Annotated in this window: 19 protein-coding genes; 13 read left to right on the forward strand and 6 right to left on the reverse strand. The window is 71.1% G+C overall.

Translation table 11 applies throughout. The annotated features are described in order from the left end of the window. Positions 1-129: 129 nt before the first annotated feature. Positions 130-894, reverse strand: a complete 765-nt coding sequence (locus AB0D18_RS07740) for a 3-oxoacyl-ACP reductase family protein (protein WP_362414000.1) — start codon at positions 892-894, stop codon at positions 130-132. A 314-nt stretch (positions 895-1,208) separates the two neighbouring features. Between AB0D18_RS07740 and AB0D18_RS07745 the strand changes: the two genes are divergently transcribed. Beyond that, complete coding sequence (locus AB0D18_RS07745; RefSeq protein WP_362414002.1) at positions 1,209-2,138, forward strand: DMT family transporter; 930 nt, start codon at positions 1,209-1,211, stop codon at positions 2,136-2,138. 82 nt (positions 2,139-2,220) lie between these two features. On the opposite strand, the gene AB0D18_RS07750 is transcribed toward AB0D18_RS07745, so the two are convergent. Beyond that, positions 2,221-2,442, reverse strand: a complete 222-nt coding sequence (locus AB0D18_RS07750) for a hypothetical protein (RefSeq protein ID WP_362414004.1) — start codon at positions 2,440-2,442, stop codon at positions 2,221-2,223. Positions 2,443-2,599: 157 nt separating this feature from the next. Here AB0D18_RS07750 and AB0D18_RS07755 point away from each other — a divergent pair, with 157 nt between their 5' ends. The 3 genes from AB0D18_RS07755 (at position 2,600) to AB0D18_RS07765 (ending at position 6,233) form a co-directional block, all read left to right on the forward strand. Further along, positions 2,600-3,856 (forward strand): histidine kinase, encoded by a 1,257-nt coding sequence (locus AB0D18_RS07755; RefSeq protein ID WP_362414005.1) that lies wholly within the window; start codon positions 2,600-2,602, stop codon positions 3,854-3,856. Positions 3,857-4,320: 464 nt separating this feature from the next. Next, the gene (locus AB0D18_RS07760; RefSeq protein ID WP_362414007.1) at positions 4,321-4,998 is read left to right on the forward strand and encodes a response regulator transcription factor; all 678 of its coding nucleotides are present in this window, start codon (positions 4,321-4,323) and stop codon (positions 4,996-4,998) included. Between the two features lie 47 nt (positions 4,999-5,045). Further along, positions 5,046-6,233 (forward strand): cytochrome P450, encoded by a 1,188-nt coding sequence (locus AB0D18_RS07765; RefSeq protein ID WP_362414009.1) that lies wholly within the window; start codon positions 5,046-5,048, stop codon positions 6,231-6,233. Positions 6,234-6,265: 32 nt separating this feature from the next. On the opposite strand, the gene AB0D18_RS07770 is transcribed toward AB0D18_RS07765, so the two are convergent. Then, positions 6,266-7,174, reverse strand: a complete 909-nt coding sequence (locus AB0D18_RS07770) for a helix-turn-helix transcriptional regulator (RefSeq protein WP_362414011.1) — start codon at positions 7,172-7,174, stop codon at positions 6,266-6,268. Positions 7,175-7,309: 135 nt separating this feature from the next. Here AB0D18_RS07770 and AB0D18_RS07775 point away from each other — a divergent pair, with 135 nt between their 5' ends. Further along, on the forward strand, positions 7,310-7,963 hold the full coding sequence (locus AB0D18_RS07775; protein ID WP_362414013.1) for an NAD(P)H-binding protein: 654 nt from the start codon (positions 7,310-7,312) through the stop codon (positions 7,961-7,963). 58 nt (positions 7,964-8,021) lie between these two features. On the opposite strand, the gene AB0D18_RS07780 is transcribed toward AB0D18_RS07775, so the two are convergent. Further along, positions 8,022-9,023, reverse strand: coding sequence for a Gfo/Idh/MocA family oxidoreductase (locus tag AB0D18_RS07780; RefSeq protein WP_362414014.1), 1,002 nt, complete (start codon positions 9,021-9,023; stop codon positions 8,022-8,024). Between the two features lie 173 nt (positions 9,024-9,196). On the opposite strand from AB0D18_RS07780, the gene AB0D18_RS07785 reads away from it, so the two are divergent. The 7 genes from AB0D18_RS07785 to AB0D18_RS07815 all read left to right on the forward strand — a co-directional run bounded on the left by AB0D18_RS07785 (position 9,197) and on the right by AB0D18_RS07815 (position 16,444). Next, positions 9,197-10,219 carry a substrate-binding domain-containing protein gene (locus AB0D18_RS07785; protein ID WP_362414016.1) on the forward strand — a complete coding sequence of 341 codons (1,023 nt, stop codon included), beginning with the start codon at positions 9,197-9,199 and terminating at the stop codon, positions 10,217-10,219. A gap of 110 nt (positions 10,220-10,329) precedes the next feature. After that, positions 10,330-11,343: a sugar ABC transporter substrate-binding protein gene (locus AB0D18_RS07790; RefSeq protein ID WP_362414018.1), complete on the forward strand. Its 1,014-nt coding sequence runs from the start codon at positions 10,330-10,332 to the stop codon at positions 11,341-11,343. Beyond that, positions 11,340-12,389: an ABC transporter permease gene (locus tag AB0D18_RS07795; RefSeq protein WP_362414020.1), complete on the forward strand. Its 1,050-nt coding sequence runs from the start codon at positions 11,340-11,342 to the stop codon at positions 12,387-12,389. The genes AB0D18_RS07790 and AB0D18_RS07795 overlap by 4 nt, the downstream gene beginning before the upstream one ends. Next, positions 12,386-13,315 carry an ATP-binding cassette domain-containing protein gene (locus tag AB0D18_RS07800; RefSeq protein ID WP_362414022.1) on the forward strand — a complete coding sequence of 310 codons (930 nt, stop codon included), beginning with the start codon at positions 12,386-12,388 and terminating at the stop codon, positions 13,313-13,315. Before AB0D18_RS07795 ends, AB0D18_RS07800 begins: the two co-directional genes overlap by 4 nt. A 187-nt stretch (positions 13,316-13,502) precedes the next feature. Then, entirely contained in the window at positions 13,503-14,822 is a 1,320-nt protein-coding gene (locus AB0D18_RS07805) for an ROK family glucokinase (protein ID WP_362414024.1), read from the forward strand. Then, positions 14,819-15,403: a hypothetical protein gene (locus AB0D18_RS07810; protein WP_362414026.1), complete on the forward strand. Its 585-nt coding sequence runs from the start codon at positions 14,819-14,821 to the stop codon at positions 15,401-15,403. The genes AB0D18_RS07805 and AB0D18_RS07810 overlap by 4 nt, the downstream gene beginning before the upstream one ends. Before the next feature lie 498 nt (positions 15,404-15,901). Beyond that, positions 15,902-16,444, forward strand: a complete 543-nt coding sequence (locus AB0D18_RS07815; protein WP_362414028.1) for a type 1 glutamine amidotransferase domain-containing protein — start codon at positions 15,902-15,904, stop codon at positions 16,442-16,444. 213 nt (positions 16,445-16,657) lie between these two features. Here the strand turns inward: AB0D18_RS07815 and AB0D18_RS07820 are convergent, their stop codons facing one another. Both AB0D18_RS07820 and AB0D18_RS07825 read right to left on the reverse strand, forming a co-directional pair. Then, positions 16,658-16,885 carry a hypothetical protein gene (locus AB0D18_RS07820; RefSeq protein WP_362414030.1) on the reverse strand — a complete coding sequence of 76 codons (228 nt, stop codon included), beginning with the start codon at positions 16,883-16,885 and terminating at the stop codon, positions 16,658-16,660. Between the two features lie 323 nt (positions 16,886-17,208). Beyond that, complete coding sequence (locus AB0D18_RS07825; protein ID WP_362414032.1) at positions 17,209-17,364, reverse strand: hypothetical protein; 156 nt, start codon at positions 17,362-17,364, stop codon at positions 17,209-17,211. 264 nt (positions 17,365-17,628) lie between these two features. On the opposite strand from AB0D18_RS07825, the gene AB0D18_RS07830 reads away from it, so the two are divergent. Further along, on the forward strand, positions 17,629-18,321 hold the full coding sequence (locus AB0D18_RS07830; protein WP_362414034.1) for a response regulator: 693 nt from the start codon (positions 17,629-17,631) through the stop codon (positions 18,319-18,321). Positions 18,322-18,464 lie beyond the last annotated feature (143 nt).

Genomic DNA, 18,464 nt, shown 5'->3' on the forward strand with positions numbered 1-18,464 from the left:
CGATGGGCCTGGCGTGCCGAGCGACGGGCCTGGCGTGTCGAGCGGCAGGTCGGTGTCCGTCGGCTGGGAGGGGCGGGTCGGGGGTGGGGACCGTGTGGCCCCCACCCCGTTCTCCTGTGCCGTGTGTCCTCAGGCCGAGTGGCCGCCGTCCATGACCAGCTCCGCGCCTGTCATGTACGCCCCCTCGTCGCTCGCCAGGAACGCCACCAGCGATGCCACTTCCTCCGGCCGGCCGAACCGGCCGATCGCCGTGTTCGCCCGCTGCGGCTCCGCGTACGGGCCGTCCGCGGGGTTCATGTCCGTGTCGACCGCACCCGGGTGGATCAGGTTGACCGTGATGCCCCGGTCGCCGACCTCCCGCGCGAGGGACTTGGTCAGCCCGGTCAGCGCCGACTTGCTCATCGCGTAGAGGCTGCCGCCCGGCCCGCCGACGTACCGGGTGAGGGCAGAGCCGGTCGAGATGATCCGGCCGCCGTCCTCCAGGACGGACGCCGCCGCCTGCGAGGCGAGGAACACCGCCCGTACGTTGACCGCCAGCACCCGGTTCACGTCCGCGAGCGTCAGCCCCTCGATCGGGCCGAGGACGCCGATTCCGGCGTTGTTGACGAGTACATCCAGCCGGCCGAAGGCATCGGCGACGGTCGCCACGGCTGAGGTGACGGACTCCGCGTCGGCCGCGTCCATCCGTACCGCGATACCCCGCCGGCCCAGGGCCTCGATCTTGCGCACCACGTCCTGGGCCGCCTCTTCCCCCTCCACATAGGTGACCGCCACATCGGCCCCGTCCTGCGCCAGCCGCAGGGCGATGGCAGCCCCCATGCCCCTGCTGCCGCCCGTGACCAGGGCCGCCTTGGTGGTCGGGTGCGCTGCCGCTGCCATCTCAGTCGTAGACATTCCGGGTTCCTCTTCCGCTGGGTGGTACCAGAAGTGCCGCTGGTACCGCTGTGCGCCGCTAGTCCGAAGCACTGCTTGTGAACTCAAGGAAACCGGCCGGCCGCATCCCGCGCTGGCGCCATTCGGACACCGAATTTGCGGCCCGGGTGGGGTTCTTCAGAGCCTTCTGACGGAAGGGGATGTGCATGACCGAGCGGAAGCCGAGGAGAGCGAGCGCCGGAACCCTTCCGGGAAGATCGACATCCCGGTAGGGTGAGCGCCCGCGTGCGAGCCGCCGAAGTCTCCACACCGCACCGTCCGTTGGAGACCGCGCCGTGGCCGCCACCTCGTCCGCCGTACACACCCCTGCTCCCGCACGCGGGGCCGGGTTCGCCGATCTTCCCGTGCTGGGAGTGGCGGTGGTGTGGGGCGCCAGCTACCTCGCAGCCAAGGGCATCACCACCGCACAGACCGTCGTCGCGGTGCTGGTGCTGCGATTCGCGATCGTACTGCCGGTGCTCGTCGTTGCCGGGTGGCCGAAGCTGTGGGCGCTCAGTGCGGCACAGTGGCGGGGCGCCGGACTGCTCGGCCTCGTACTCAGCGGGATCTTCCTGCTGGAGACGTACGGCGTCGTGCACACCTCGGCGACCAACGCCGGGCTCATCATCAGCCTCACGATGATCTTCACGCCGCTCGCCGAGGCCGCCGTCACGAGGACCGCGCCGCCCCGCGCGTTCCTGGCCGCCGCCGGTCTCTCGGTGCTGGGCGTGCTGCTGCTGACCCAGGGCGGCGGCTTCACCGATCCCTCGGCCGGCGACCTGCTGATGCTGCTCGCCGCGCTCGCCCGTACCGCACATGTGCTGTTCATGGCGCGGCTCAAGGCGGTCCAGGACGCCGACGCGCTGTCGCTGACCACCGTCCAACTCGGCGCCGCCGTCGGCGTGTTCGCCGTGCTGGCCGCCGCGCCCGGGGCGGGGCCCTCGCCGTGGAGCGTGGCGGCCGGGTTCGGGGCGGGGGAGTGGGCGGGGCTGCTGTTCCTGTCCGTGTGCTGCACGCTGTTCGCGTTCGCCGTGCAGATGTGGGCGGTACGGCGCACCTCGCCGTCCCGAGTCAGCCTGCTGCTCGGTACGGAACCCCTGTGGGCGGCGGCTGTCGGCATCGCGATCGGCGGCGAACGGCTGGGCGCACTCGGCCTGTTGGGCGGCCTACTGGTCCTGGCCGGGACGGCCTGGGGCCGCAGGGCGGCGGGTCGTACGACGGCATGAACCGTCAGGCCGCCCGACGGGATGACCCGTCAGGCCGTACGACGGCATGACCCGTCAGCCCGTACCGCAACATGACGCCCCGTCAGTCCCTCTTCGAGCTGCCTCCGCCCAACCGCTCCGACGCCACCATCAGCGCGATTCCCGCCACCGCCAGCACGATGTTCGCGTAGATCTCGTACCCCTCGAACCAGCCCAGCCTGTCCACGACCCGCCACAGCTTGAACCAGTCGAACCACTCGTGGATCAGCCCGCCCACGCCCCACAGCATCAACAGGAAACCGACGACCTCGAAGATTTTCTTCATGTCACCACCCTGGCCCGCCGGGGCCCGCCCCCACCATCGTCCGCAGGGCGCTCGGACCGGGCCGCGAAGGTGTCGAAAGTAGCCGCCGGGCCGACTTTGGTCGCTGTCTGCGTCCGACGGCCGCACCCGCCGCCCCCACCTGCGTAGTTTTGGAGGCATGAGCGAACAGGAGTACCGGTGGCTGCTGCCGTCGGCGATGGGCGGCCCCGAGCTGTCCGGCGACCGGGGACGCGGCCCCGGACGCGCATCCGTCCCCGGCGGGAGCCCGCAGCCCCGGCCGCGCCGCACCCTGCGGGACTGGATCGTCGACCTCCTGATGTTCCTCTTCGCCGCGGGCATCGGGCTCGCGGCGGCCGAGACCGTGGCGGACCTCGGCGAATCCCGCGTCGTTCTCGCCTTCGACCAGGTCGCCGGGGCGCTGGCCTGCTGCGCCCTATGGCTGCGCAGGCGCTGGCCCGTCGGAGTGGCGGCCGCCCTCATCGCGCTGTCGGCCGTCGCACCGGCCTCGTCCGGCGCCATGATCGTCGCGCTGTTCGGCGTCACCGTGCACCGCCCGTTCAAGGCAGCGGGACCGCTGGCCGCGGCCGCGCTCGTCACCGGGCTGGTCCAGTCCTGGCTGCGCCCCGACCCGGCCATGGCATTCTGGGCGACCGCGGTCTTCGGCCTGGTGATCACGATGCTGATCGTCGGCTGGGGGATGTTCGTACGCGCCCGCCGCCAGCTCGTCGTGTCGCTGCGCGAGCGGACCGTACGGGCCGAGACCGAGGCCGCACTCCGCGCGGAGCAGGCCCAGCGCCTCGCCCGCGAGGCCATCGCCCGCGAGATGCACGACGTACTCGCGCACCGCCTGACCCTCCTCAGCGTGCACGCCGGAGCCCTCGAATTCCGGCCCGACGCCCCGCCCGCCGAGGTCGCCCGCGCCGCCGGAGTCATCCGCGACAGCGCCCACGAGGCACTCCAGGACCTCCGCGAGATCATCGGCGTACTGCGCAGTCCCGGCGCTGGCGACGACGACCGCCCGCAGCCCACCCTCGCCACCCTGGACGCCCTGGTCGCCGAGTCCCGCCAGGCGGGCATGAAGGTCACTCTCGACAACCGCATCGCCGACCTGGCCGCCGTGCCCGCCGCCGTCGGCCGCACCGTCTACCGCATCGCGCAGGAGGGCCTCACCAACGCCCGCAAACACGCCCCCGGCGCGGAAGCCGCCGTCACGGTGACCGGCCGCCCCGGCGACGGAATCAGCGTCACCCTCCACAACCCCGCCCCCGAGGGCGACGTCCCCAAGGTCCCCGGATCGGGCCAGGGCCTCATCGGCCTCACCGAACGCGCCACCCTCGCCGGCGGCCGCCTCGACCACGGCCCCGAGCCCGACGGCGGATTCCGGATCAGCGCCTGGCTACCGTGGGCCCCGTGACGATCCGCCGGGCGAGGCTTCTCCCCGGGACCGGCGCGGTGTTCCGCTTCCTCTTCGAGATGGCACCTCAGCCGCTTGCGAAGCTCGGGGAGCGGGTGCCGGGCGCCGAGTCGGTGGAGGAATTCGCCGGTGTCCCAGACGACCAGGCCGCCCTGCCGGGACAAGTACAGTCCGACGCGGTCGATGCCGTGGTCGTCGTCGTAGTCCAGGAGCAGGTAGCCCGCGAGCTGATGGATCTCGTCCTGGGCGATGGCCTTGTTGAACGCGACGTACAGCCCGCGCTTCCGGTGAGAATCGGCGGAGACGCCTTGCCCGGACCCCGCCTTGCCCGGACCCCGCCTTGCCCGGACCCCGCCTCGCCCGGACCCCGCCTCGCCCGGACACCGGTGACCGGGCGGGCGGCGGTGGGGCGGCTCGGCGGGCCCCGGAGGAACGCCGGGGCGAAGGCTGGCTACCGTAGGCCCATGACCATCAGGCTCCTCCTCGTCGACGACGACCCCCTCGTGCGCGCCGGGCTCACCTTCATGCTCGGCGGCGCCGAGGACATCGAGATCGTCGGCGAGGCCGCCGACGGATCCCAAGTGCCGCAGGCCGTCGACGAGTTGAAGCCGGACGTCGTACTGATGGACATCCGGATGCCGGTCGTCGACGGCCTCACCGCCACCGAAGAGCTGCGCGCCAGGGCCGACGCCCCCGAGGTCGTCGTCCTCACCACCTTCCACGCCGACGAGCAGGTGCTGCGGGCCCTGCGGGCCGGAGCGGCCGGGTTCGTGCTGAAGGACACCCCGCCCGCCGAAATCGTCGCAGCGGTACGGCGGGTGGCCGCGGGCGACCCCGTGCTGTCGCCTGCGGTGACCCAGCAGCTCATCACGCACGTCGCGGGCGCGGGCGGTGCCGAGGAGCGCAAGGACCGGGCGCAGCGCAGGCTCGGGCAACTCGCCGACAGGGAACGGGAGGTCGCCGTCGCCGTGGGCCGCGGCTGCTCCAACGCGGAGATCGCCGCCGAGCTCTACATGAGCGTTCCTACGGTGAAGACCCACGTCTCGCGCGTCCTGGCCAAGCTCGACCTCAACAACCGGGTCCAGATCGCACTCCTCGCCCACGACGCAGGGCTGCTCGACGGAACCGGCGACGTAGGCTGACGCAGGAGGGCGCGGGCGGCCGGGCCCCACGGGGAGAGGCGGGACCCATGGAAATCGTCGATCTGAGTGAGCACGCCGAGGACTTCACGGCTGATCCGTATCCGTACTACGCGAAACTGCGCGAGGCGGGGCCCGTGCACCGGGTGCGCACCCCCGAGGTCGAAGAGATGTGGTTGGTCGTCGGGTACGAGGAGGGCCGGCAGGCCCTCGCCGACCCCCGGCTCAGCAAGGACTGGCGCAACTCCGAGCTGTGGGCCGACGGGGAGGGGACCGCGATCAGCGACAACATGCTGGAGCTGGACCCGCCCCGGCACACCCGGCTGCGCAAGCTCGTCGTCCGTGAGTTCACCGCGCGGCGCGTCGAGGCGATGCGCCCGCGCGTGCAGCAGATCACCGACGGACTCCTCAACGCCATGACGGAGAAGGGGAGTTCCGCCGCCGACCTCGTCGACGCGCTCGCCTTCCCGCTGCCGATGACCGTCATCTGCGAACTCCTCGGCGTGCCCGACCTCGACCAGGACCGCTTCCGCGCCTGGTCCAACGAGGTCGTCGCACCGACGGAACCCGAGGCCACCGAGGCCGCTGTCGGTGAAATGGGGCTCTACCTCTCGGAGTTGATCGAGGAGAAGCGCCGCACGCCCGGCGACGACCTGCTCAGCGCGCTCATCAGGACACAGGACGAGGACGGCGACCGGCTCGCCCCCGGCGAACTCGTGGGCATGGCCTTCCTGTTGCTCGTCGCCGGTCACGAAACCACCGTCAACCTGATCTCCAACGGCATTCGCGCCCTGCTCTCGCACCCGGACCAACTCGCCGCCCTGCGCGCCGACTTCGACGGGCTCATCGACGGCGCGGTGGAGGAAATGCTCCGCTACGACGGGCCGGTGAAGAACGCGACCTTCCGCTACACCCGCGAGCCCGTCGAGATCGGCGGCCTCACCATTCCCGCGCGCAAGCCCGTCCTCGTCGCCCTCGCGTCCGGCGACCGCGACCCCTCCCGGTTCCCCGATCCCGACCGCTTCGACATCCGCCGCGCCCCGCAGGGCCACCTGGCCTTCGGGCACGGCATCCACTTCTGCCTGGGCGCGCCGCTCGCCCGCCTCGAAGGTCGCATCGCCGTCCGTACGCTGCTGGAACGCTGCCCGGACCTGGCCCTGGACTCGGACGGCGAGCCTTGGGAGTGGGCGCCGGGACTGCTGATCAGGGGTGTACGGAAGCTACCCGTCCGCTGGTGAGCCGGAAGCGGGCCACCGCCCCGCGGAAGGGGTCAGGCGGTGCTGCCCCGTGCCGTCGTCCGGAATGCCAACGGGCTTGATCCTGCGCGCTGTTGGAAGAACTTCCCGAAGTTGGCCGCGTCCTGGAAGCCGAGCAGCCCCGCGATCCTCGCCGCGCTGTGGTCGCTGTGCGTGAGCAGTCGCTTGGCCTCCAGGGTCACGCGCCGGTCGATGAACTCCTTCGCACCGACCCCCGCCGCGGCGAGCGTCGCCCGCGACAGGGTGCGGGGCGCGTAGCCGAGGTCGCGGGCGTAGTCCTCGACCCGCCGGGTCCGCGCGAAGTCCCGCTCCACCGCCGTACGGAACAGCAGGAACGCGTCCGGGGTGTCGCAGGCCGGCCTCTCCTCCCCGATGTGTGCGAGGCGCAGCACCAGGGCGGCGAGCAGATGGCGGAGCACCGACAGATGGGTCTCCAGGGGGAGCGGCGAGCCGTCGCGCAGGGACCGGAACTCCTGGTCCAGGTGGTCCAGGGCGCGTCGGGCCGCCTCCGCGTCGCCCCCGGCCGGGCGCCGTACGGTCGGCCCGAACGGGTCGTCGAGCCGGGCGGCCGCACCGGTCGCCGGGTCCAAGAACCCCGCCTCGAAGAGGACGAGGGTGCCCTCCGCGCCGGACAGGTTGTCCCAGCGGTGCACCTGCCCCGGCCGTACCCACAGCCACTCGCCGGGCAGCAGTCGGTACGACGTGAAGTCGACCATCAGCGGGAGCTCGCCGCCGTCCAGCCGCAGGAGGTGGTGGAAGTCGGGGCGGTGCGGCACGGAAATCGCACCCGAGCAGGCATTGCGGCGCAGCGCGGCGAGCGTCAGGACCTCCACGCCGGCCGGGGCCGAGCTGGGGGACTGGAATCGGACCTCGGGGATCGGCGGAACGGCCGATTCACTCGTCTGTCGTTTTTTCACCACCATGTGTCCGGAGCGTACCCGGCATTTGTCCGTCTCACCTCCTATGTTGAAGAGGCAACGGAACGACGCCGGTCGTCGGATCCGGAAAATCACCACCCGTGTCACCGCGCACAGCCCACCCTCGGAAGGACCCCTCCCATGGCCAAGATCTCCCTCTTCGGGGCCAACGGAACCATCGGCTCCCGCATCCTGCGCGAAGCCCTCGACCGGGGACACCAGGTCACCGCCGTCGTCCGCGACCCGGCGAAGCTCACCGTCCCCGCCCACCAGAACCTCACCGTGATCACCGGCGACGTCCTCGACCCGGCATCGGTGACCGAGGCGGCCAAGGGGCAGGACGTGCTGGTCAGCGCGGTCGGCGGCGGCGACGGCCCGGGCCACCTCGCGACCATCGCGCCTGCGGCGAAGTCCCTGGTCGAAGGGGTACGCGCACGGGGCGCAGGCGCACCGCTGCTGCTCACGGTCGGCGGCGCCGGTTCGCTGCGCACCCCGGACGGCAAGCAGGTGTGGGACGCCGAGGGCCTCCCGGAGTTCCTGCTCCAGATCATGCACGCGCACGGCGACGCGCTCGACTTCTACCGCACGGTGAGCGACGTCCGGTGGACCAACCTCAGCCCCGCGGCCACCATCGAGCCCGGCGAGCGCACCGGCGTCTACCGTACGGACGTCGACAACCTGGTCCTGGACGCCGAGGGCAACAGCCGGATCAGCGCCGAGGACTACGCGGTCGCGCTGGTCGACGAGATCGAGCGCCCGCAGCACGTGGGAGAGCGCTTCACGGTCGGCTACTGAGCGTTCGGATCGTAATCCCGGACCTGCGGCGTGAACTCCCCCGTGCGGTAAGGGGAGTTCACGCTCCGGGTACTTCGTCGAGCCGGACCGCCCGGCCCTCCCGCCGGGACATCTCGCACGCCTCCGCCACCCGCAGCGCCTGCAGCGCCTCCCGCCCGTCGCAGGGGTTGGCCCGCTCTCCCCGTACGACCTGGACGAACGCGTCCAGCTCCGCCTCGTACGCCGGGGCGAACCGCTCCAGGAACCCGGCCCACGGCTTGGCGGGGGCGGGTGGGCCCGACGCCTCGGTGGAGGTGATCGGAGTCCGGTCGTCCAGGCCGACCGAGAGCTGGTCGAGCTCCCCCGCCAGCTCCATCCGTACGTCGTAGCCCGCACCGTTGCAGCGCGTCGCGGTCGACGTGACGAGGGCCCCGTCGTCCAGGGTCAGCACCGCGGCGGCCGTCGCCACGTCGCCCGCCGCCGCGAACATCGCGGGCCCCGCCGCCGAGCCCGCCGCGTACACCTCCACCACCTCGCGCCCGGTCACCCAGCGCAGGATGTCGAAGTCGTGGACCATGCAGTCCCGGTAGAGCCCGCCCGAGAGCGGCAGATACGCGGCCGGGGGCGGTGCCGCGTCGGAGGAGACCGTACGCACCGTGTGCAGCCGGCCGAGATCGCCCGCCAGGACCCGCTCGCGCGCCACCGCGTACCCGGAATCGAAGCGGCGCATGAAGCCGAGCTGGAGCACGGTGCCCGCCGACTCCACCTCGCGCAGCGCCCCCAGGGTTCCCGGCAGGTCGGTGGCGATGGGCTTCTCGCAGAAGCAGGGGAGCCCGGCCCGCGCGGCCCGGCCGATCAGCTCCGCGTGCGCGGCCGTCGCCGAAGCGATGACAAGTGCGTCGAGCCCCGAGGCCAACAGGTCCTGGGCAGGGGTGAATTCAGCCCCCACGCGCTGTGCGACCTCGGCGGCGCGCTCCGCGTCCGCGTCGGCCAGTACGAGTGAGCCCACCTCGCGGTGCCGGGCGAGCACCCCGGCGTGAAAAGAGCCGATGCGGCCCGTGCCCATGAGTCCGATTCGCATGCCCCCAGCCGACAACAGGCCCGGAGCACTGTCAAGAAGAGGTCCTGTTCCAGGCCCTGTCCGATGCCCCGTGCCGTCACGGCTGTCGTGACCAAACCATTGACGGCGTCCTGTGCCCGCCGTTAGAACTCCTCCAGCCGCAACGGGCGGCGGGGAGACGGGGCGGACCCACGATGCGTACCACTCGTACTACACGTACCACCCGCACAGCGGCAGTCCTGAGCACCGCCGTCGCACTGGCCGCACTCACCCTCGCCGGGTGCAGCGGCTCCGGCGGCAAGAGTTCCGAGGACGGGCCGCAGCGGAGCGGCGGGGGCGGAAGAGCAGCCGACACGCCTCGTATCAAAATCGCGATGATCACCCACTCGGGCGAGGGCGACACCTTCTGGGACATCGTGCAGAGCGGCGCCAAGGCCGCCGCGGCCAAGGACAACGTCGAGTTCCTCTACTCCGCCCACAAAGAGGGCAAGGAACAGGCCCAGCTCATAGAGGCGGCGATCGACCAGAAGGTGCAGGGCATCGTCGTCACCCTCGCCAAGCCCGAAGCCGTCGGCGCGGCGGTCAAGAAGGCCGTCGCCGCCGGCATCCCCGTCGTCACCATCAACTCCGGCGGTCAGCACTCCAAGGCCCTGGGCGCGCTCGGCCACATAGGCCAGGACGAGGCGGTCGCCGGTCAGGGCGTCGGCGAGGAGCTCACCAAACGCGGCAGGAAGAAGGTCCTCTGCGTCATCCACGAGCAGGGCAACGTCTCCCTGGAAGAGCGCTGCGCGGGCGTGAAAGAGGCGTTCAAGGGCAGCGTCGAGAACCTCAACGTGGAGGGTACGAACATGCCCGCCACCACCTCCTCCATCGAGGCGAAGCTCCAGGCGGCCAAGGACATCGACGCCGTCGTCACCCTCGGCGCGCCCTTCGCGGACGCGACAGTGAAGGCGAAGGCGGGCTCGGGCAGCAAGGCGGAGGTCGACACCTTCGACCTCAACGCGGCCGTCGTGAAGAGCCTCAAGTCGCAGGCGGTCGGGTTCGCCGTCGACCAGCAGCCGTACCTCCAGGGCTACCTCGCCATCGACGAAATCTGGCTGAACCGCACGAATGGGAACGTCCTGGGAGGCGGCAAACCAGTCCTTACCGGACCCGCGATCGTCACCGCGAAGGACGTTCCTGCGCTGGAGAAGTACACCGCCCGCGGCACCCGATGACCAACCCGCTGACCACACGACGGACCCCCATGACCGATACTTGGGCGGCCGGGGTCTGGCTCAATACCCCCCGGCCGCACCCAGGAGTACAGCGAGAAGGGCACGACGTCGTGGCAAGGGTTCGGACAGGGGTACGTGCGCTGGGCGCAGTGCTGGCGGCGGTGCTCGGGGCTTCCCTCACCGGTTGCAGCAGCACCGGCGGCAAGCGGGCCGAGGAGCGCGCGGCTGCGGTCGCCGCCCAGGGCAAGGCCGCGGTGAGCACCCCCAGGTGGACCTTCGCCATGGTCACCCACTCGGGTGCAGGGGACACGTTCTGGGACATCGTCCAGAACGGCGCCAAGCAGGCGGCCGTCAAGGACAACATCGACTTTCTCTACGCCAACAACGCGGAGGCCCAGCAGCAGGCGCAGCTGGTCGACACGTACATCGACAAGAAGGTCGACGGCCTGATCGTCACCCTCGCCAAGCCGGACGCCATGAAGGGCGTCCTCGCCAAGGCGAAGAAGGCCGGCATCCCGGTGGTGACGATCAACTCCGGCACCGCCGAGTCCAAGGCCTTCGGGGCGCTCACCCACATCGGCCAGGACGAGACCATCGCGGGCGAGGCCGTCGGCGAGGAATTGAGCAGGCGCGCGAAGAAGAAGGCCCTGTGCGTACTGCACGAGCGGGGCAACGTCGGCCACGAGCAGCGCTGCGACGGCGTCAAGAAGTCCTTCAAGGGCACGGTCGAGAACCTCTACGTCGACGGCACCAACATGCCCGACGTCCAGGCGTCCATCGAGGCGAAGCTCCAGACCTCCAAGGACATCGACGCCGTCGTCACCCTCGGCGCGCCCTTCGCGGACGCCGCCGTCCAGGCCAAGCAGCAGGCGGGCAGCGAGGCCGAGGTCGACACCTTCGACCTCAACGCCAAGGTCGCCGACTCGCTGGCCGCGGGCAGCCTGGGCTTCGCCGTCGACCAGCAGCCGTACCTCCAGGGGTACGAGGCCGTCGACCTGCTCTGGCTCTACCGCTACAACGCGGACATGCTCGGCGGCGGCAAGCCCGTCCTCACGGGACCGCAGATCATCACCAAGGACAGCGCGGCCGAGCTGAAGGCGTACACCAAGCGGGGGACCCGATGACAGCGACCGCACAGGCGCCGGCCCCCAAGGCCGACGAACGGCTGGTCCACACCTCTCCGCTGCGCAAGCTGATGGGCCGCCCCGAGCTGGGCTCGATCGTCGGCGCGATCGCCGTGTTCCTCTTCTTCTCGATCGCCGCCGACAGCTTCCTGCGCGCCTCCAGCTTCGGCACCGTCCTCTATGCGGCGTCGACGATCGGCATCATGGCGGTGCCCGTGGCACTGCTGATGATCGGCGGCGAGTTCGACCTGTCGGCCGGCGTCATGGTGACCAGCTCCGCGCTGATCTCCTCGATGTTCAGCTACCAGATGACCGCCAACGTGTGGGTCGGCGTCTTCGTCTCGCTCCTGGTGACGCTGCTCATCGGCGTCTTCAACGGCTTCATGCTGACCCGCACCAAGCTCCCGAGCTTCATCATCACGCTCGGCACCTTCCTGATGCTGACCGGTCTGAACCTCGGCCTCACCAAGCTCATCAGCGGCACCGTCTCCACCAAGACCATCGGCGACATGGAGGGCTTCGAGTCGGCCAAGGCGGTCTTCGCCTCCCAGATCACCGTCGGTTCGGTGAACCTCAAGGTCACCATCCTGTGGTGGTTCGTCCTGGTCGCGCTCGCCACCTGGATCCTGCTGCGCGCCCGCGCCGGAAACTGGATCTTCGCGGTCGGCGGCGAGAAGGACGCCGCCCGCGCCACCGGCGTACCCGTCAACAAGACCCGCATCGGGCTCTACATGGGCGTCGCCTTCGCCGCCTGGGTGTCCGGACAGCACCTGCTGTTCTCGTACGACGTGGTCCAGTCGGGTGAAGGCGTCGGCAACGAGCTGACGTACATCATCGCGGCCGTCATCGGCGGCTGTCTGATCACCGGCGGGTACGGCTCCGCGATCGGCTCCGCTGTCGGCGCGTTCATCTTCGGCATGACGAGCAAGGGCATCGTCTACGCGGAGTGGAACCCGGACTGGTTCAAGTTCTTCCTCGGAGCGATGCTCCTTCTGGCCACCCTGCTCAACGCATGGGTACGCAAGCGCGCGGAGGCACGGTCATGAGCACAGCCGCCGAACCCGGAACGCCGTCCGACGGACCCGGCACGCTGCCCGACGCGCCCGGGACGCTGCCCGACGGGCCCGGCACGCCGCCCGACGCGCCCGGGACGCCGCTCGTCGAGCTCGACCGCGTGTCGAAGTTCTACGGCAACATCAAGGCGCTGGAAGACGTCTCCCTGGAAGTCCACGCGGGCGAGATCAGCTGCGTGCTCGGCGACAACGGTGCGGGCAAGTCCACCCTCATCAAGATCATCGCCGGGCTGCACCAGCACGACGCGGGCACCTTCCGCATCGAGGGCGCCGAAACCACCCTGGTCAACCCGCGCGACGCCCTCGACCGGGGCATCGCCACCGTCTACCAGGACCTTGCCGTCGTCCCCCTGATGCCCGTCTGGCGCAACTTCTTCCTCGGCTCCGAGCCCACGAAGGGGCGCGGCCCCTTCCGCCGCCTGGACGTCGCGATGATGCGCGAGACGACCCGCTCCGAGCTGCTGCGCATGGGCATCGACCTGCGCGACGTCGACCAGCCCATCGGCACCCTCTCGGGCGGCGAGCGGCAGTGCGTCGCCATCGCCCGCGCCGTGTACTTCGGCGCGAAGGTCCTCGTCCTCGACGAGCCGACGGCCGCCCTCGGCGTCAAGCAGTCCGGGGTCGTCCTGAAGTACGTCGCCGCCGCACGGGACGCGGGCCTCGGTGTCGTCCTCATCACACACAACCCGCACCACGCCTACCTCGTCGGCGACCGCTTCGTACTCCTCAAGAGGGGGGCGATGTCCGGCAGCAGCACCAAGGACGAGACCACTCTCGATGAGCTCACCCGGCAGATGGCCGGCGGCAGCGAACTCGACGAACTCAGCCACGAACTGGAGCGCGCACCGTCCCCCAGCCACCTCGGCGGGCACCCGGTGGACGACAGGCCCGCCAAGTAGCCACGCGGCCCCGCGGGACCCGGCAGGTGTGCGGAACGACATCTTCCGTCGCACCGCCGGGAGCGCCCCCTGCGCATGCCCGGACAGGTTCCTCATGCGTACGGATGGCACAATCGGCGACGGTGGGCGCCGTCCGCCGCCGGGCCCCGAGGCGCTGGCTCCCCGACACCGCAGAAGGCCCCGGCCGATGAGCAGCTCCTACCGTGACTTCGCAGGCCGCGGCACCGCCCGCGCCACCGTCCTGCGCACCGTCGGCCCCCGCGAGCGCCGCTCCCACCTGACCGCCCCGCGCGTGCCCACCGTCGGCATCGACATCGGCGGTACGAAGGTGATGGCGGGTGTCGTCGACGCCGACGGCACCATCCTGGAGACCCTGCGCACCGAGACGCCGGACAAGTCCAAGAGCCCCAAGGTCGTCGAGGACACCATCGTCGAGCTGGTCCTGGACCTCTCCGACCGGCACGACGTGCACGCCGTCGGCATCGGTGCCGCGGGCTGGGTCGACGCGGACCGCAGCAAGGTCCTCTTCGCCCCGCACCTCGCCTGGCGCAACGAGCCCCTGCGCGACGCGATCTCGGCCCGCCTCGCGGTCCCCGTGCTCGTCGACAACGACGCCAACACCGCCGCCTGGGCGGAGTGGCGCTTCGGCGCCGGGCGCGGCGAGGACCACCTCGTCATGATCACCCTCGGTACGGGCATCGGCGGCGCCATCCTCGAGGACGGCCAGGTCAAGCGCGGCAAGTACGGCGTCGCGGGCGAGTTCGGCCACATGCAGGTCGTGCCCGGCGGCCACCGCTGCCCGTGCGGCAACCGCGGCTGCTGGGAGCAGTACAGCTCCGGCAACGCCCTCGTCCGCGAGGCCCGCGAGCTCGCCGCCGCCGACTCCCCGGTCGCGTACCACCTCATCGAGCGCGTCGGCGGGAACATCCACGAGATCACCGGACCGCTCATCACCGAGCTGGCCCGCGACGGCGACGCCATGTGCGTCGAACTCCTCCAGGACATCGGCCAGTGGCTCGGCGTCGGCATCGCCAACCTGGCCGCCGCCCTCGACCCGTCCTGCTTCGTCATCGGCGGCGGCGTCAGCGCGGCCGACGACCTCCTCATCGGCCCCGCCAGGGACGCCTTCCGCCGCCACCTCACCGGCCGCGGCTACCGCCCCGAGGCCCGCATCGCCAAGGCGCAGCTGGGCCCCGAGGCGGGCATGGTCGGCGCCGCCGACCTCGCCCGGCTGGTCGCCCGCCGCTTCCGCCGCGCGAACCGCCGCCGGGTGGAGCGCCACGAGCGGTACGAGCGCTACGCGCAGGCGCTCCGTACCGCGACCACCCCCGCGCCCACCCCCTCGTCCACGGACACCCCGGAGCAGAGCACATCCGTCCCCAGCAGCAGCCCCAGCACCCCCGCCACACCCAGCACCCCCGCCACACCCAGCACCCCCGCCACACTCAGCACCCCCCGCACCAACAGCGCCGAGGGCACCGACAGCGCACAGGGAACCTCCGAATGACCTCCACGATTCCGCACCAGGGCCCTTCCCCCGACGACCGCAAGAGCCGGCCGCCGGAGAGCCGCCGCCGCATGATCGTGCGCCGCACGATCACCGCCGTCGTCATCGTGCTGCTCATCGGCGTCCCCGCCGGCTACCTGCTCGTCTCCGCCGAACAGAGCCGCGACAGCGGCCGCAACAAGGAGCGCGAGGCCTCCGCCGGCGGACTCACCGTCGGCTGGCCCTCCCAGGTGCAGCGGCGCATCTACCACCTGCCGATCCCGCTGATGGCCCAGAACCTCGCGTACTTCGAGACCAACAACTGGAAGACCAGCCGGATACACGTCCGGTTCGCCACCACCCCCGCCGACCTCAACACCTTCCTCACGGACATCGGCACCTCCACCGGCGCGCTCAAAGAGGGCGAGATCACCATCCGCGAACACGACCGGGCGACCGTCGGCTGGGTCTTCACCCCTCGCCGCAAGTGGTCGGGCCTGACGTACGAGCAGAAGGATCCGCTGCCCACCCTGGACATCACCGTGGACCGCACCGTCCCCGAGCGCCCCTGGGTGTACGCCGTCTCCACCGCCAGCCCCTGACCAGCCGGCCCCCTGAGGTGCCGGAGACGGCCAAGGACGTCAGGATCAGCGGCTGACGGCGGTCTCCTGCGCCATCCGGGACAGCTTCTCGGGGTTGCGGACGTGGTACGCCCCGGTGACACAGCCGTTCTCGACCAGCACGCCACCACACCGTCAATCTCCCCGCCGACCCGGACGAGCAGCCCCGGGCCGCCATTGATCTGCACCGGCCCGGACGCGCCCGGCGGGTTCCTGCCCGGCCCGCACGCCACACTCGCCGGCCCCTCCTTCCAGGATTGGCTCACCATCCAACCCTGATACGGACGACGGTGACGGGGTACGCGGACACCGGCGGTGAGACGTCAGTGCCCCGAGGGCCGAATGCCGCGCGGCCTGCGCTGCGTGGAGGCTCGGGTCGCGCGGCGCCGAGGTCCGCCCGAAAATGGCGGAGGCCCGGACAGGACGAGGCCTCACCACCACGAGACCCCACATTCACGAGAGCGAGAGGGAGACACCTCCATGCGTATCGCGTTCCTCACGGCCCTTGAAGGCGTCGAGCAAGTCGAGCTGACCGAACCGTGGGCGGCGGTCGGGGCCTCCGGGGGCACCCCCGTCCTCGTCTCCCCCGAGGGGGGTCAGGTGCAGGCCTTCCACCACCTCGACAAGGCCGACACCTTCCCGGTGGACCAGCTGGTGGGGGAGACGTCCGTCGAGGAGTACGACGGGCTGGTGCTGCCGGGCGGCGTCGCGAACCCGGACGCGCTGCGGCTGGACGAGAAGTCCGTCGCCTTCGTCAAGGCGTTCTTCGACGCGGGCAAGCCGGTCGCCGCGATCTGCCACGCCCCGTGGACCCTGATCGAGGCCGACGTACTGCGAGGCCGCACGCTCACCTCATGGCCCAGCCTGCGTACCGACATCCGCAACGCGGGCGGGACCTGGGTCGACGAACAGGTCAAGGTCTGCACCGGCGGCCCCAACACCCTCATCACCAGCCGCAAGCCGGACGACCTCAAGGCGTTCTGCGAGGCTCTGCTGCACGAATTCGGCAAGGGAAGCGCGTAGCCCCCACCGGATGGGCGTACGCGCCGTACTGTCCGGCCGGGGGCGTGTCACCGATCGGTCGCCCGTGCGCCCTGAACGCTTGAGCCCCGTGCGATGCGTCACTGTCGCCCGCTCACCACTGGAGCCCTCGCTGCGATGGGCGCGGTGCACGTGCACGCACGAGGAGTGGGGTCCGCGCCAGACGGCGGACCCCACTCCCTCAGCGCGTTCGCGTCAGCGCGAGAACCGCTCGTCCGCGTCGTCGCGCGCCTGCCGGCCCCGGTCCTCGGCCTGCTCGCGCGCCTGCTGGCCGCGCTCCTGACCCTGCTCGCGCGCCTGCTGGCCGCGCTCCCTCGCCTGCTGGCCGCGCTCCTGCGCCTTGTCCTTCGCGCCGCCCATAGCCTTCTCGGCCTGCTCCTTGAGCTCCTGTGCCTTGTCCTTGAACTGGTCAGACATACCCATGAGGGTCCACTCCTTGAAAGGTGTGAGGGGAGGGCCCGGGGCCAGACGCACCCGGAACCTCGACCAGATTCACACGCCCCCACGAACCGCGCATTTCGATCAGTAACGCTCAGTAACGCCCGGTGAGGGCAGTGCGGCCCCTGCCCCCTCGGCCTCCCTGAGCCGGTGGAGCGCGCGTGTTCCTGTCAGAACGTTGCGGACGAGTGAGTGGATCCCAACAGGGAGCGCACGGTGGTCAGTTGCTCCGATCCGATCAGCCGCGCGGCACGCGCGAGCTCCGTCCCTGCCGCGCGCCAGGGCGACGAGTTCGGCGGGCAGGGGAATCAGGCCGGCCCGGCCCGGCCCCTGGGTACGACGAAGGCGTGCAGCCGAGCGATGCCCCGGACATCCGCGAGTACGGTCACGCCGACGCCCCTGCCGTCTCCCGTCTCGTCCAGAACCAGGACGCCGATCCGGACCGTACGAAGTACAGGTGCCACCCGAATGAATCGAGAGCGCCACGCCCCCAGCTGCTCCTACCAGTGGGTATCGGCCCGGACAGCGCTGTCGTCCTGCTGATCACCATGGGAGACAACCCCGAGCGGTAAAGGGGTACCGTCTCGGTGACCGGTGGCCAGGAGTGGCGGCGCCGAGTGCACCGTCGTCCTCCGGTCGCCCCCCAGTCGTCGGCGGAGCCGGAGGGCCGGAGAGACTGGTACGTCCGTACGGCAGGCACGTACGGTGGACATGCAGGAGGAGTGCCGATGATCGAGGTGCTGGTCGTCGACGACGACCCCAGAGTGGCCAGGATCAACGCCGCCTACACGGAGCGCGTACCCGGCTTCTGCGTGGCGGGCACGGCGCACACCACCGGCGAGGCGCTGGCCTGGCTGGAGGAGCACCACGCCGATCTCGTTCTCCTCGACCACTACCTGCCCGACGAGAACGGCCTCCGCCTCCTTCGGCGGCTGCGCGAAAGCGGCTCCCGTACCGACGTGATCATGGTGACGGCCGACCGCGACGTGGCCACCGTGGAAGCGGCCATGCGCTACGGCGCCCTGCACTACCTGGTCAAGCCGTTCAGCTACAGCGGCCTGCGGGCCAAGCTGGAGGGGTACGCCGTACTGCGCCGTACCCTCGCCGACGGAGGCCTGGAGGCCGGGCAGGAGCAGGTCGACCGGATCTTCGGGGTGCTGGGCAGCGCCGCGGCCGGGCCGACCGTCCTGCCGAAGGGGCACTCGGAACAGACGGTACGTCTGGTGCGGCAGGTGCTCCGGGACACCGGGCAGCTGTCGGCGAGTGGGACAGCCGACCTGACGGGGCTGAGCCGGCAGACCGCGCAGCGCTATCTGAAACTGCTGGAGAGGGCCGGGCAGGTGGGACTCACCCTGCGCTACACGGGGCCGGGGCGGCCGGAACACGTGTACACGTGGACGGGAACCGACAAGGACGAGTGAGCCCGGGCCGCGGGGTACCGCTACGGCGGCGCGCCCCGGTCCGGGGAAGGGACGCTGTTGGTAAATCCGCCCCGTTGGAGCTATCCGGCGGGGCGGAGGGCTGCGAAGGGTGAGGTGCGGGTCGGGGCAAGCGGGGTGTTGGT

Origin of the sequence: Streptomyces sp. NPDC048442 (assembly GCF_040651475.1) — a bacterium.
Classification (GTDB): Bacteria; Actinomycetota; Actinomycetes; order Streptomycetales; family Streptomycetaceae; genus Streptomyces.